Consider the following 13,932-nt stretch of genomic DNA (forward strand, 5'->3'; position numbering starts at 1 on the left):
CAGGGATTGTCGTGCGCTTGCGTGTACTTAGCCATCCCGATCAATTCTTCAACCGATGCAGCGCGTCGCCGCGATGAACGGCATGCTTGCCGCTTTTCTCGCTTTGCACCTCGTAATGTGGGTCGGATCTGGAGGCATCGACGGTTCTGCCATCCACGGTCGTGTGGGTAGAAATGACACGCACGACCTTGCCATGCGTAACGCCTTGCGGCGTGTTCCAACTGACACGGTCGCCAGATTTCAGATGTTGGGACATGTGACGCTCCACTGTGGCAATCCGCATATTCGCGTATTCGCATACGGGAGCAAGCCGCGTGCCTTCACACATGAAATGTAAAGGGCGGGAACGTATCCTGCTTCGTTGCGTCAGGATACTTATATCGTCACGGAACGAAGACTCAAGATGAACGATCTCCTCACCCGACTCTTTCACTTCCAGCCGTCGTTGCTTGTCACGCTGACGCACGACGCCCTTCATATCGTGCTGGCCGTGCTGATCCTCGCGCTCGGCTGGTGGGTGTCGAACCGCGTCGGCTCGATGTTCGCCCGCGCGCTCGCGCGCACACATGCTGACCCGACCCTCGCGCCGATGCTGGCGGCCATGGGCACCTGGGCCGTGCGGGTGCTCGTGTTCATCGCGGCGCTCAGCGAAGTCGGCATCGCGACCGCGAGCGTGCTCGCGGTGCTGGGCGCGGCCGGTCTTGCGATCGGACTCGCGCTGCAAGGCACGCTGCAAAATATCGCGGCCGGCATGATGCTGTTGATGCTGCGGCCGTTTCGCGTCGGCGATGTGATCGAGGGCAGCGGCGCGGCAGCGGGCATCGTGCGCGAAGTGGGGCTCTTCACCACCCGCATCGAACGCGGCGACGGCAATGCCGTGTTCATGCCGAACAGCCAGATCTGGAGCAATCCGGTGATCAACTACAGCAACGGCGGCACGCAGCGCATCGAGGTCGAAGTGGGCCTCGCGCAGCGCAAGGACGTCGATGCCGCGATCGGCGAATTGAAGAAACTCGTCGCCGACGAACCGCGCGTGCTGAGCGGCACCACGCTCGCGCCGGTCGTGACGGTCGCGGACTATCCGGACGATGGCGGCGCGACGCTGCGCATCGCGGCGTGGGTGCGCACGCCGGACGCCTCGCTGACCAGCGGCGACCTGCACGAGCACGCACAGGCCGCGCTCGAACAGGCCGGCTGCCCGGTAGCGGCGTAGTTCACCTCGGGCGTTGCACCTCGCCACAACGCGACGGCGCCGAGCCCGCGCCGACGTCCCGTTGGCGCGCGAGGCACTCCGTGCAAATCGCGCCTCGTGCCGTCTGGCGACCGCCTCTATAATCGGTCACTGCTCATTCACAATGAACCGGACTCGTTTGACGTTTGATCGACACATCTGAAACCACTGTCCGCTCGTCTTCGGGTGGAAACGAGGGGGCGGCCGGCGCAATACCCGCTGCGCTTGTCGCGCTGCGCGCCGCGACTGCTGAACGCCACGAACTGCTGCACGAAATCATGCCGCTGTCGGTCGACAGCGTTGCATTGCGCGACTACCTCGCGCACCTGCGGATTCTGCGTGACTGGCTCGAACCGCTCGAAGCCTGGCTGGGCACTTTCAGCGATGGTCCGCAGTCGCCGCTGCCTCCAGCGCGCATAAACCGCCTGGCGCTGATCGACGCCGATCTCGCGCATGAATCGGCGCTGCCGCAAGAGCGCGCTGCTTCGGCGGCGTCGAATGCGCGCCGCTGGCAAGGCGGCGCGAGCGCGGCCTATCGTTGGGGCGTCTGCTATGTGATCGAAGGTTCGCAACTCGGCGGCGCGGTGCTGTATGCGCGCCTGAAAGACCGCCTCGCGCCGCATCCGCTCGGCTTTCTGCAAGCCGGCCGCGAATCGCTCGCCGCGCGCTGGCAGGCCTTCCAGTGCGCCATGGCCGCGGAGGTTGCCCATTCCACCCTGATCGGCGAAGCGTGCCGCGGCGCGGCCGATGCCTTCGACCGTCTGATCGAACTCGCGCGGCGCCCCGTCACGGCCGTCCGCGCGAACGCCGATTGAAGCGCGACCGGAACACACCTATGGACAGCCGCCACCAGGAACCTTCCTCGCCGACTCGCCAGTTCGACGCAGCCGCCGCATTCGATGCGTTGCCCGAGGCCTACCTGATCCTTAACCACCGCTACGAGATCCTGCTCGCCAACGCGCGCTATCTGGACATGATGGGGCAGTCGGCGAGCGATCTGCTGGGCAAATCGATCCTCGACGTCAATCAGTTCGGCTCGTCCGAGCAACGGGAAGCGCGGCGTGCGTGGCTGACCACTGCCTTGCGCGAGCTGTCCACCGGTGAGTCGAAATGGTCACCGCTGCTTCGCTACGAAATGCCCGGCCACGCGGAGGCAGGCGGCGAGAGCGAACCCCGGCTGCCACGCTACTGGACGATCAAGGCGAGCCTGTTGCCCGCGCGCGACGGACAAGCCAGCGCGATCGCGCTGCGTGTGAGCGAAGTCACCGAGCGCGTTTCCGACCACGAACGCGACCAGCGTGAGCGCGCGAAGCTGCGCTCGCAGGCACAACTGCGGCGGCTCCTCGCCGATGAAGCCAAGGCGCAATTGCGCGAGCAGCAGGAGCGCTTCCAGATTGCCATGACGTTTTCGCAACTGGGCGCGTGGGAACTGGATCCGGTGACCGGTGCGATCGAATGCACCGATCAATGCAAGTTGAACCTCGGTCTGGGGTCGAACTCGGTGTTGACCGAAGCGCGCCTGTTCGACGAAATCGTGCATCCCGAAGACCGCGCCCGTTTGCGTGATGCGATGAATCAGGCGCTGGCGGCCCACGACCATTTCGAGGTCGATTACCGGGTCGGCTGGGCGAGCGGCAGCGTGCGCTGGATCCTCGTGCGCGGCGTCGGCCGTTTCCTGCCGGACGGCACCTTGAGTTCCGTCATCGGCTTCACGCTCGACATCACGTCGCGTAAAGAAGCCGAACTGGAGCAGCGGGAAATCGCGGCGTCCGAGAAACGCATGCGCGAGCATAGCGAACGTCTCGCCATGGCAATGGATCATTTCGTCACCACCGTCAGCCACGAACTGCGCTCGCCGCTCTCGGCCATCATGTCGTGGACCGATCTGTTGCAACGCGCGGCCGATCCTTCGCATCTGGCGCGCGCCACCAGCGTGATCAGCCGCAACGCGCGGCAACTGTCGCATATGGTGGACGATCTGCTCGACAGCGGCGCGATCGTGACCGGCAAATTGTCGGTCAATTTGCAGCCCGTCGATCTCGGCGCGCTGGCCGGAATCATCGCTGAAGATATGCGCATGCATGCCGAAGCCAAAGGCCTGCGGCTGATTGCGGACGATCTGGCGTCTGCCACGGTGCTCGCCGACGACGGCCGCATGAAGCAGGTGGTCTGGAATCTCGTGTCGAACGCGGTGAAATTCAGCCCGCAAGGCACGGTCGAACTGTCGGTGCGGGCCGACGCCGAGTGCGTCGAAGTCGCGGTGCGCGATACCGGGCTCGGTCTGGACCGGGAGTCGATGGAGCGGATTTTCGAGCGCTTCCAGCAGTTCGGCGCTGAAGGCTCTGGCCGCGTGGCCGGTCTCGGTTTGGGATTGTGGCTCGTGAAGAACCTGGTGGATTTGCACGGCGGCACGGTCATCGCGGAAAGCCCAGGCCCGGGGCAGGGCGCGACGTTTCGGGTGAGGCTGCCGGCGTACCGCTAGTGCGCGGTGATGAAGCGCACTAGCGCGGTGAATCGATGCGGCAAATCGGCGTGGATCAGTGTGCGTCAGCGTGCATCAGCGTGCATCAGCGTGGATAGGGCGGCGGCTCGTTCAGCACGCCCCAGAACACGCCGAGGTCGTTGATCGCCGCCATGAAGTCGTCGAACGCGACAGGTTTCACCACGTAGGCATTGACGCCGAGATCGTAACTGCGCAACAGATCGCTTTCTTCACGCGACGACGTTAGCATCACCACCGGAATGCGCTTGAGTTTTTCGTCGGCGCGCAGGGCTTTGAGCACCTCGTGACCATCGATCTTGGGCAGCTTCTTGTCGAGCAGAATCACCGCTGGATTGTCTTCTGAGCGGTTGGCCCACTGGCCTTCGCGGCGCAGATATTGCAACGCTTCCTCGCCGTCGCGCAAGGACACGACGGGATTGGCGAGGCGCGTTTTCTCGAGCGCGATCAGCGTGAGCTCCACGTCGTTGGGATTGTCTTCAACCAGCAGGAAAGGTCTTAGCACGCTGTGTCCTTCATTTTGATTCATCTTTCGACTCCTTCGGCACGGGGCGAAAGCGCTTGCCCGGCGCCAACGCGGTTAGTCGCGCCATGGCCGCCGCCGGAGATTTTTCTCCCGCAGCCGGGGCGGCGGCGAATACGTGGGGAAGCGAAAAATAGATCGCCGCGCCCTTGTCGATTTCGCCCGCCGCCCAGGCTTTACCGCCGTGCCGCTCCACAATTCTTTTGACGCCAGCAAGCCCGATTCCCGTGCCGGCGAATTCCTCGACCCGATGCAGCCGCTGGAACACGCCGAAGAGTTTGTCGACGTAGCGCATGTCGAAGCCGACGCCGTTGTCTTTGACAAAAAAGACATCCTGGCCGGCCAGTTCGCCGTCACCCGTATAGCGGCCGATTTCGATTTCCGCGCGCTCGCGGGTCGAGGTGAATTTTACCGCGTTCTCGATCAGATTCCGGAGCACGACATGCAGCAGCACGGCGTCGGCGGTCACGTGGCCGAGCGGGCCGACGCGCCATGCAATGTCGCGCGAGGGCGTGTCTTTGGCTTCGTCCGCGATGAGCGCTTCGGTCATGGCGTTCACATCGATCGATTGCGGACGCAAGGCCGCGCGTCCCATCTGCGAAAAGGCGAGCAGATCGTCGACGAGTTTGCCGCCGAAGCGCGCCGAGGAAATGATTCGCTCGACGAAATGAATGCCGCGCGCCGACAGGCGCTCGCTTTCCATCTGGCGCAGCAGGTCGCCGAAACCGACGATGTGCCGCAACGGCGCGCGCAGATCGTGCGATACCGTGTAGGAGAAGCCTTCGAGTTCCTTGTTGGCACGCCCGAGTTCGAGCGCCAGTTGGGCGAGTTCCTCGGCGCGGCGCAGCACGATGCCCAGCAGCGCGGTACGGAATTCGACCGCGATTTCGAGTTCGGCGGGACGCCAGGCCGGCGAGCGGCCGCGTACGGTATCGGTCCAGACAGCGAAGCTCTCGCGCGGCGAAAGGGAAGCGGACAGGCTGGCCAGTTTCGCGCGCGGATCGCCCGCCCATTTGATCGTCTGAACCACTTCCTTGCGAAACCACAGCACGTAGTTGCGAAACAGTTTGGAAATCGATACCGCGAGCACGCCCGCAAAGTCTGGATTAGCCGGCAACGCCGGGTAGGCGGTGACGAGCGTGTCGGTGGCGAAGGTGTCGTCTACCTGCGTGTCGAGCCATTCGACGAGCTTCGAGACCTCCGCCTCGGAAGGCGTGGTGCCGACCAGCAGCACACGCCCATCGAATACGATCGCCGCGCCGTCCGACGCGGTCAGTCCGAGCAGATCTTGCGGATCGCCGGCAAGCGCGTCCGTGAAACTGTCCGTGTTGGCCATGGCCGCGAGCAGGCGCGCGAGCGTGCGGCGCAGTTCGAGCCGGTACTCGGCTTCCGCGTGATCCTCCTTCGCTTCGATCTGCAGCGACAGCACTTGCGCGATGTGTTCGCACGCGGTGCGCACCTCGAAGGGCGGGACGCGCGCGGTGTCGTGATGGCAGGAGATCAGGCCCCACAGCTTGCCGCGCACCACGATCGACATCGACATGGACGACAGCGTGCCCATGTTCTTCATATATTGCACGTGCACCGGCGAGACGCTGCGCAGCGACGCGTAGGTGAGATCCGTCGGCCGGCCGGTGGACGGATGCAGCGGCGGGACGAGCGGCGCGGGCCGGTAGTCGGCGTCCGCGATCAGACGGATGCGGTTGCGCACATAGAGCGCGCGCGCTTGCGCGGGGATGTCGGAGCCCGGGAAGTGTTGGTCCGCATAGGACGCATAACCCGGCTCGACATGTTCCGCGATCACGTGGCCGCTGCCGGTGCCGTCGAAGTTGTAGACCAGCGTGCGGCCGTAGCCGGTGATGCGCTGCACTTCGTCGGCGGCGAGTTGCGCGAGTCCGGCGACCGTCTGCACGTCTTCGAGACGGTTGATGAACGTGCGCACCAGCGGGTACATGGACGAGAACACGTCGAGCGTGCCGCGAGCCGGTTCCAGTTCGACGATTACGACGCCCTGATACCGATGCACGATGACGGCGAACGGCGCGGCGGGTGAACCGGCGACGTTCGCGCGCGGATCGCTCATCGACCCGACGTAAAGCGGAATGCCTTCTTCCTGGTGCGTGGCCAGCGCGCGGACAATGCGTTCTGCCCATTCGTCGCCGACGATTTGCGCGATCGGCTGGCCCAGCGCGTGCTCCGCGCTCGCGCCGGTCAACGTTGACGTGTTGGCGCTGACTTGCAGCAGCGTGCCGTTGGCTGAAATGCTGAACAGAAAACCGTGCGGCTGGATGCCGCCCGGAATATGGATAGGTTCTCTCGCGCAGTCGGCTTCGACTGTCGAAGACGCGGAAGAGTTGAGGTCTGCCATGCGTGCTCCACGAACGGTACGCTTCATTTTCGCATAGCAGGCGCGCGCGCTCGCTTGAGTGGGCCGACGGCGACGCGCCGATTGTTCAATGCTCGCGTGGGTGGGCCAGGAAAAACCTCACCATTTCCGCGGCGGCGTCGGGGCCGGACGGGTCCGTGTACGAACCGCGCTGACTGCCGCCGGCCCACGCGTGACCTGCGCCGTGAATCGACCACGACTCCGCTTCCACGCCGTTCGCCGCGACATGCCGTTGCCGCGTATAGGCACGCTGGCCGTTTGCGGCGCCTGATTGCTGGCTGACGGTAGTGGTGCCGGCGTCGAAGGCCGCGACGATCTCGGCCGCGTTCGACGGATGGACCGTCGTGTCAGCGTCGCCATGAAACACGATCAGCGGACGTTGCGGCGTGCCATGCGCGCGTTTGCGTTGCGTCTTGCCGCCCTTCATCGCGCCGAGCGCCGAAGGCAAGTCCTTCGCGCAGCCGTAGGCGAGGCCCGAATGCACGCCGGCCGCGGCATAGAGATCGGGCGACGTCTTCAGCATGATGTCCGCCATCGCACCGCCCGCCGACAGCCCCGCGACATACACCCGCGCCGAATCTACTCGATAGCGGCCCATCACTTCTCGCGTGATGCCGGCGATCAACGACGGCTCGCCCTCGTCGCGCAGTTGATCGGCAGGCTTGAACCAGTTCCAGCATTTCGAATGATTGGCCGCTTGCGCCTGATTCGGATACACGACGATAAAGCCATGACGCTCGGCCATTTCGTTCATGCGCGTGCCGGCGGCGAAGTCGTCGGCGTTCTGCGTGCAGCCGTGCAGCATGACGATCAGCGGCAATGGTTCGCTGTTGTAGACGGCCGGCACGTAGAGCTTGTACTGGCGTTGACCCGCTGAGTTGCTGAACGTGTGCGTGCTGAAGGCGCCTGGCGAATCGGCATCGAAAGCCGGCGCGCCAGGGGCGTGCGGAGCGGGGCGCGCCTGCGCTTGCGTTTGGGTTCGCATCTGCGTCCACGCTTGCGCCCATTCGCCGGCATTCGACGGCGTGTTCGATGCTGGGACGTAGTCCGCGCGGGCCTCGTTCGCTTTGCCGCCCGCGAGCGCGCGCTGAACCGCCGCGGTGGCTTCCTGCGGCCCCTTCGTGCGCAATAGCTCGAAGGCGTCTGTCATCGATTTCAGGAAATCTTCGTTCATCTTCATGGTGGTTGCGTAGACCTGTGTGGGGCGTGGGTGAGCGAGTCGATTGATGCGTCGCCGCTTCAGCCACGGTAATGAGTCGAGCGTCGCGCCTAGCTGATGCGGCCGGCGAGCGCCGCCTTGACCGCGGGCGACGCATGAAACGCGCCGAGCACCACCACCGATGCAATCGTGGCCGCCGCGAGTTCGGGCGGCACATCGGCTGCGATGCTGGCGAGGCCTAGCACGTGAATGTCCAGTTGTTCATGCGCGGCCTGAGCCGCTTCGAGGTCCTGCCGCGAGAAGTGCTGCATGCCCAGCACCATGGCGCGCCGCGTCACCGTCTCCGCGACCGCCTGAGCATGCACCGCGATCTGGTTGCGGATCGCCGTGCGGATCAGGTCGGTGCGGTTCGAGTAAAAGCCTTCTTCGACCAGTAAATCGATCTGGCCGAGGTCGATCGGGCCCAGGTTGATGGTGATTTTTTCGGTCTCGCCGCCTCTGGGGCGCGAGGTGTCGATGAGTTTGAGTTTTGACATCTGCACTCCGAGAGCCATCTGTGTGCCATCCGTATAACATCCAGTGAGATGGTTATACGCCTCGCGGCGAAGCGCGGTCAAGAAGGAAATTGAGGGTTCGTTCGGGGTTTTTTGTGGGCAGCGGGTGGCCGTGAAGCGCCTGGCGGGTGCCGGTCCTTCGTTTTCGAGCTGAGGTTCCTCTGGCCCCATGCGCCGCAATCCGCATGGGACCACAGCATTCTTTTTTATCAGTAGAATGCTGCAATCGCAAAGGGCCGAATTGCTCTGAAACCGGCCTTCAAAGCCCACCAGGCTAACGAGTCTCGTCAAAACCGTGGTGCCCATTAGCACACGTGCTGTCGCGAGACGATGCGGACAAGTCAAACGCATAACTTGTCCGGCCGATGCAATTCGGAAGGAAGGGGTACGCCGCCCGGAAAGAACGGGTTGCCGCGGCGACAACTGAAATACCGATGGCGACGCCTCGTCACCTGGACCTGAGGACACCATCGACGCTGAACCGGCCGCCTGCCGGTCTGGTATAGCACCAGATTTCAAACCAACTTCTCGTGGTACTTTCCTGGCCGCCATACTGTGTATTCCAAAACGCAAATCGATCCGGTAGTGAGCTTCCTCAACTCGCAGGGCGAGCAGGTGCGGGGCACGATCATCAATCTTCAGCGAAAGTCCCTGGTGATGGAGGTCTATAACCCGTACTCGATTGTCCAGGTCAGCGAGGTGCTGAGCGACCTGTCGGTCAAGATGGGCGTGGAGCACGCCTATTCGGGCAAGGCGGTCGTGATCAGTATGGTCAACACCGGCCTGACAGCCATTGTCTCGGTGACGTTGATCGCCGAGTGGCGGGAACTGAGCGGCGGCACGCTGGAAGCGCGCGCGGTCGGCGAAGAAGCGCGCCGCTTCTCGCAGGACTGGGCCGAGCGTTTCAAGATCCGCCGCGACTACCAGATCGCGGTCAACCAGATCCGGGCGTTTCTCTCGGACATGTCGCGCTGGGTCGAGCAGGCGGACCTGGCCGACACCATGCCGAAGGAAGGTAAAAGCCTGCGCGAGGATTTCTTCCTCGAACTGGCGTCGCCGCTGATGGAAAGGACCAAGGTCTACTTCGACGAATTCGAAGGCGAGGCACGCCTCGTCGACGAAGAACTGGCGCCGGCACACCGTGCCTTTGCCCAGGCCGCGCTACATCCGCTGCTGCTGCGTTCGCCCTTTGTGTTCCGCACGTTCACCAAGCCGCTGGGTTATGCCGGCGACTATCAAATGGTCAACCAGATGCTCGACGATCCGCGCCAGGGCCCGAGCACGTATTTCCAGATCGTCAACGCGGCCTTCCTGCAAACGGCCGTGGCACGCGCGCACCGCAATCGCGTCGAACTGCTGGTGGACTACCTGACCCGGCTCGCCAATGAAGCGCGCGCCGCGCGGCGGCCCTTCCGGGTCCTGAACGTGGGTTGCGGCCCCGCTCAGGAAATCCAGCGCTTCATGCATGAATACGACGAACCGGAGTGGCTCACGTTCGAGCTGCTCGACTTCAGTCAGGAAACACTGGACTGGACGCGCGACCGCTTGAGCGCCATTGCGCAGAAAACGTCCAGGCGCATGACCGTCAGCTACACCCATGATTCGGTCCATCACCTGCTCAAGCGCCGCATGGATCCGGACGCACCCGACGTTCGCGAGTTCGACGCAGTCTATTGCGCCGGCCTGTTCGACTACCTCTCGGACAAGGTCTGCGCCCGGCTGAACCAGCATTTCGCCAGCCGCACCAGACCGGGCGGCCGCCTGCTGGTCACCAATGTCCACGCCGACAACCCGGAGCGTTTCAGCATGGAGCATGTGCTGGAGTGGTACCTGATCTATCGCAACGAGGCACAGATGGCCGAAATCATGCCGGAGAACTGCGGCGAGCCGCGCCTGTACACGGACGCGACCGGTGTGAATGTGTTCGCCGAGGTGGTGATCGGCCAACAGCAAGCAGCCTGAGATGACGACATCGCTGGCTGGGCTACGTTCGAACTATCGTGAAGAATTGCGCGACTACCGGTTGCTGTGCAGCAAGGCTGGCGGCCTGACCGTGATCGTGCTTGTGCTGATGGGCGTGGCGCTGGACTATGTCGTGTATCCGGCCGAGCAGAAGCGCTTTGCCATCGTTCGGATACTGACCAGCGCGGCCATCGGCCTCGCATTGCTCTCGCTTTACACGCAAACGGGCAAACGCCACGTGCAGGTCATCACCTTCTTCTGGCTGCTGCTGCCGCAGGCAATGATCTCGTGGATGATTTATGTCACCCAGGGTGGGGAGTCGCTATTCTATGCCGGGCTCATGCTGACGATCTTCGCCGTCGGGATCCTGTTCCCCTCCGGCTACTGGCAGACGCTGGCATTCGGCCTGGCCACCGTCGCGCTCTACTACGTCGCCTGCGCGGCACATCCGGGCGGCATCCAGAACCCAAGCAAGTTTCAGTTCCAGCTCATCCTGATCTTCTTCTGTGCGTTGGCCAGTTCCATTTACACCTACTTCAACGAGAAGGGCCGTTTCCAGCTTTTCCGGCTGAAGGATGAGGTGGCGCACAAAAACGACCAGCTCGCCCTGACCAATGAAAACCTCGCGCAGATCAAGGGCCAACTGCTGCAGCAGGAGAAGATGGCTGCGATCGGCACGCTGTCCGCGGGGCTGCTCCACGAGGTCAACAACCCGGTGAACTTCTGCCTGATGGCCATCGAAATAGCCATGGAGGAACCGCAGGTCAAGGACAGCGCGTCGCTGCAGGAGTGCCTGACGGACGTCAAGCAGGGCATGCACCGCATCCAGCATATCGTGTCGGACCTGAAGACCTTTGCCTACCGCAAGCCCGGCGCGGCGGCGGACGACGTGCCGTTCCTGTTCGAGAAGGCCCTTGACTCGTCGATCCGGCTGAGCGCGCATGAACTGCGCGGCGTGAGCGTCACGCGCGAGCTGCCCGGCGACACGCTGGTGCTGGGCGACGAAGCCGCCATCATCGGCGTGCTCATCAACCTGTTCTCGAATGCCGCTCTGGCCATGCACAAGGCCGGCACCGTATCGCCGAAGGTCCATGTCGCGGCGCAATGGCGGGACGACCGGCTGCATGTGAATGTGCGCGACAACGGCCCGGGCATCGCCGCGGAGAATCTGGCGCGGGTGTTCGAACCGTTCTTCACGACCCGCGAAGTCGGCCAAGGCCTCGGCCTTGGCCTGTCGATCAGTTATGCGGTGGTGGAGCGGCACGGCGGCACACTGTTTGCGGAAAGCCAGTTGGGCGAGTGGACGGCGTTCAACTTCGACCTGCCGCGTCTGGAGTGATGTCGAGATGAAAGAGACCCAACAAGCGCGGGCCACTGTCCTGTATGTCGACGACGAGGAGTTGGCTCGCAAGTACTTTGCGCGCTCGGCTGGCCATGAGTATGAGGTGCTGCTCGCCGGCGACGCGGACGAGGCCATGTCGATCCTGCGCCGCGAAGGTGCGCGCGTGACGATTCTGGTGACCGACTTCCGCATGCCGGGCCGGCTCGGCGACGACCTGCTGCGGCAGGTCTCGGAGGAGTATCCGCATATCGTGCGGATCCTGGTGACAGCCTATGCGGATAACCACGCGCTCCTGGGAGCGGTCAATTCTGGCGAGGTGTTTCGAATCCTGGAGAAGCCGCTAGGCGTGGCCACAGTGCGCGAGGTGCTGGCGTCTGCGGCAACGGCCACGGCATCGCGCCCGAAATGATGCAGCGTTTGCGGGTTGGCCCGGTTGCCACGAACGCCGGCACGACTGTGACGCTGGAATGCCCAAATTTGAAAGATCGAATCAGGAGTTACCCATGAGCGATACGATTGCCAACCAGACACCGCCCCCGGCGATTCTGTTCGTTGATGACGAAGCCACCGCGGTCAAATACTTCGAGCGCGCCATCGGCGCCATCGCGCCGGTGGTGACGGGCGCCTCCGTGGAGGACGGCAAGGCAATGCTCGATGCCCACGCCGCCAGCCTGGCCGTGCTCGTATCCGACCAGCGCATGCCGGGCGAATATGGCAACGAACTTCTGCGCTACGCGCGCGAGCGCTATCCGCACATCGTCCGGATTCTGACCACGGCGTATTCGGAGCTGGACCAGACTGTCGAGGCCGTCAACCAGGGCCAGATACATCGCTATATCAAGAAGCCGTGGGACATCAGCGCGCTGCGCATGGAGATGAAGCAGGCGCTGGAGCTGTCGGGGCTGCGCAAGGAACGCGACCAGCTCGTGCGCGAGAAGCTGAGCGTGCTGCAGACGCAGACCGTGGCCACCCGCATCGGCATCGTGCAGACGCTGTGCGCCAGCCTGATCGGCCCGGGCCGCTTCCAGCCGGTGGAGACTTACCTGGCCGGTGCCGACCTGGCTGGTACGCGCAATGTGGAGCCGGACTGGCAGCGTATGGACTACGCCGACCTGGTGCGTGTCGAGAGCGAAGGCAGCGGCAGTTTCGGCCATGCGGTCAGCACGCGTCTCGCGCAGTTGCGTACGCAGAATGCGGGACGTAGCGCTGGCGAGGCGGTGCAGGTATTCACCGAAGTTCTCGGCGCCGCGGTGCGCGGCGATGGCGACGCGCTAATCTGGACTTCGCCGGCCACGTTGAGTGAGTTCCTCACCCGGCCCGTGGCTCAGGCTGTATCGGCCGAGCACGCCGGCTGGCTGGCTGGCCTGCTGTGGCTGGAAGAAGCCGGCGGCGCCCTGCGGTTCGCGCGTGAAGGCGACACCATCGTCTGCCGCGCCGGCACACGCGCCGCCAGTTTTGCGGCCGACCGCCTGGCGCTCTGGATCGAACGGTTTTCGGAGCGGGCGCTCGGCTAGGCGACAGAGACGAGGCTCTGTGCGAGAAGCAGCGCATGACGCCGGCCGCTGCAACCCGTTGTCAGGCGTCCGCGCGCCCCTCGCGCCGTAGGACGACGTGCGTGGCTTTTTCCGATGCTACGAACTCGACGCATTCGTATCCCAGAGCCCGCAAGTCAACGCCTTCGAACAGCCGTTCTCCTCGGCCGAGCAGGACCGGTGCGATAGCAATGTGCAGTTCGTCGATAAGGCTCTCGCGAAGATACTGCTGGATGGTATTCGTTCCACCGCCGATGCGCACGTCCATTCCGCCGGCCGCCTCGCGTGCTCTTTCAAGCGCTTCGCGCATGCCGCCGGTGATGAAATGAAACGTCGTGCCGCCTTCCATCTCGATGGGGGGACGCGCATGATGCGTCATGATGAAAACCGGCACGTGATACGGCGGATTGTCGCCCCACCAGCCTTTCCAGTTCATGTCCGGCCAAGGCCCGCGATCGGGGCTGAACATGTTCCTCCCGAGAATCCACGCCCCGACATTCTCAAAGCCACGGGCGGCGAAGTCGTCGTCGATCCCGGTCGTGCCGCCGTCCTTGCCGAACAAGGAATGCTGGAACGTGCGCGTTGGAATCAACCACTGGTGCAGATCCGTCCCGCCGATGCCGAGCGGATTGTCGATGCTCTGATTTGGACCTGCTCCGTATCCGTCGAGCGAGATGGTGAAGCCGTTAACGCGAACTCGTGTCATCCTGTGTCTCCGCCTGGACGTTTGATCATCCTTTGTG

Annotated in this window: 13 protein-coding genes; 7 read left to right on the plus strand and 6 right to left on the minus strand. The window is 63.8% G+C overall.

From position 1 onward, the window contains the following. Positions 1 to 40: 40 nt before the first annotated feature. Positions 41 to 256 (minus strand): hypervirulence associated TUDOR domain-containing protein, encoded by a 216-nt coding sequence (locus ACFSNN_RS34135; RefSeq protein ID WP_134456701.1) that lies wholly within the window; start codon positions 254 to 256, stop codon positions 41 to 43. Between the two features lie 147 nt (positions 257 to 403). On the opposite strand from ACFSNN_RS34135, the gene ACFSNN_RS34140 reads away from it, so the two are divergent. From ACFSNN_RS34140 to ACFSNN_RS34150, 3 genes are all read left to right on the plus strand, one after another. Next, a complete protein-coding gene (locus ACFSNN_RS34140) occupies positions 404 to 1,213 on the plus strand; it encodes a mechanosensitive ion channel family protein (protein WP_134456700.1) in 810 nt (269 codons plus the stop codon). A gap of 164 nt (positions 1,214 to 1,377) precedes the next feature. Further along, the gene (locus ACFSNN_RS34145) at positions 1,378 to 2,046 is read left to right on the plus strand and encodes a biliverdin-producing heme oxygenase (protein ID WP_134456699.1); all 669 of its coding nucleotides are present in this window, start codon (positions 1,378 to 1,380) and stop codon (positions 2,044 to 2,046) included. A 20-nt stretch (positions 2,047 to 2,066) separates the two neighbouring features. After that, positions 2,067 to 3,713 (plus strand): sensor histidine kinase, encoded by a 1,647-nt coding sequence (locus ACFSNN_RS34150; protein WP_134456698.1) that lies wholly within the window; start codon positions 2,067 to 2,069, stop codon positions 3,711 to 3,713. Positions 3,714 to 3,798: 85 nt separating this feature from the next. Here the strand turns inward: ACFSNN_RS34150 and ACFSNN_RS34155 are convergent, their stop codons facing one another. The 4 genes from ACFSNN_RS34155 to ACFSNN_RS34170 all read right to left on the minus strand — a co-directional run bounded on the left by ACFSNN_RS34155 (position 3,799) and on the right by ACFSNN_RS34170 (position 8,335). Continuing rightward, positions 3,799 to 4,236: a response regulator gene (locus ACFSNN_RS34155; protein ID WP_134458940.1), complete on the minus strand. Its 438-nt coding sequence runs from the start codon at positions 4,234 to 4,236 to the stop codon at positions 3,799 to 3,801. 10 nt (positions 4,237 to 4,246) lie between these two features. Next, entirely contained in the window at positions 4,247 to 6,622 is a 2,376-nt protein-coding gene (locus ACFSNN_RS34160) for an ATP-binding protein (RefSeq protein WP_134456697.1), read from the minus strand. An 85-nt stretch (positions 6,623 to 6,707) separates the two neighbouring features. Then, entirely contained in the window at positions 6,708 to 7,820 is a 1,113-nt protein-coding gene (locus ACFSNN_RS34165; RefSeq protein WP_134456696.1) for an extracellular catalytic domain type 1 short-chain-length polyhydroxyalkanoate depolymerase, read from the minus strand. Positions 7,821 to 7,909: 89 nt separating this feature from the next. Continuing rightward, entirely contained in the window at positions 7,910 to 8,335 is a 426-nt protein-coding gene (locus tag ACFSNN_RS34170; protein ID WP_134456695.1) for a CopG family transcriptional regulator, read from the minus strand. A 573-nt stretch (positions 8,336 to 8,908) separates the two neighbouring features. Between ACFSNN_RS34170 and ACFSNN_RS34175 the strand changes: the two genes are divergently transcribed. From ACFSNN_RS34175 to ACFSNN_RS34190, 4 genes are all read left to right on the plus strand, one after another. After that, positions 8,909 to 10,315 carry a class I SAM-dependent methyltransferase gene (locus ACFSNN_RS34175; protein ID WP_134456694.1) on the plus strand — a complete coding sequence of 469 codons (1,407 nt, stop codon included), beginning with the start codon at positions 8,909 to 8,911 and terminating at the stop codon, positions 10,313 to 10,315. Position 10,316: 1 nt separating this feature from the next. Continuing rightward, the gene (locus ACFSNN_RS34180; protein ID WP_134456693.1) at positions 10,317 to 11,654 is read left to right on the plus strand and encodes a sensor histidine kinase; all 1,338 of its coding nucleotides are present in this window, start codon (positions 10,317 to 10,319) and stop codon (positions 11,652 to 11,654) included. A gap of 7 nt (positions 11,655 to 11,661) precedes the next feature. Further along, complete coding sequence (locus tag ACFSNN_RS34185) at positions 11,662 to 12,066, plus strand: response regulator (RefSeq protein WP_134456692.1); 405 nt, start codon at positions 11,662 to 11,664, stop codon at positions 12,064 to 12,066. Positions 12,067 to 12,160: 94 nt separating this feature from the next. After that, positions 12,161 to 13,171 (plus strand): response regulator, encoded by a 1,011-nt coding sequence (locus tag ACFSNN_RS34190; RefSeq protein WP_377688826.1) that lies wholly within the window; start codon positions 12,161 to 12,163, stop codon positions 13,169 to 13,171. Between the two features lie 61 nt (positions 13,172 to 13,232). Here the strand turns inward: ACFSNN_RS34190 and ACFSNN_RS34195 are convergent, their stop codons facing one another. Next, positions 13,233 to 13,895 carry a dihydrofolate reductase family protein gene (locus tag ACFSNN_RS34195; protein WP_377688825.1) on the minus strand — a complete coding sequence of 221 codons (663 nt, stop codon included), beginning with the start codon at positions 13,893 to 13,895 and terminating at the stop codon, positions 13,233 to 13,235. Between the last annotated feature and the right edge of the window lie 37 nt (positions 13,896 to 13,932).

Origin of the sequence: Paraburkholderia dipogonis (assembly GCF_042680985.1) — a bacterium.
Taxonomy (GTDB): domain Bacteria; phylum Pseudomonadota; class Gammaproteobacteria; order Burkholderiales; family Burkholderiaceae; genus Paraburkholderia; species Paraburkholderia phytofirmans.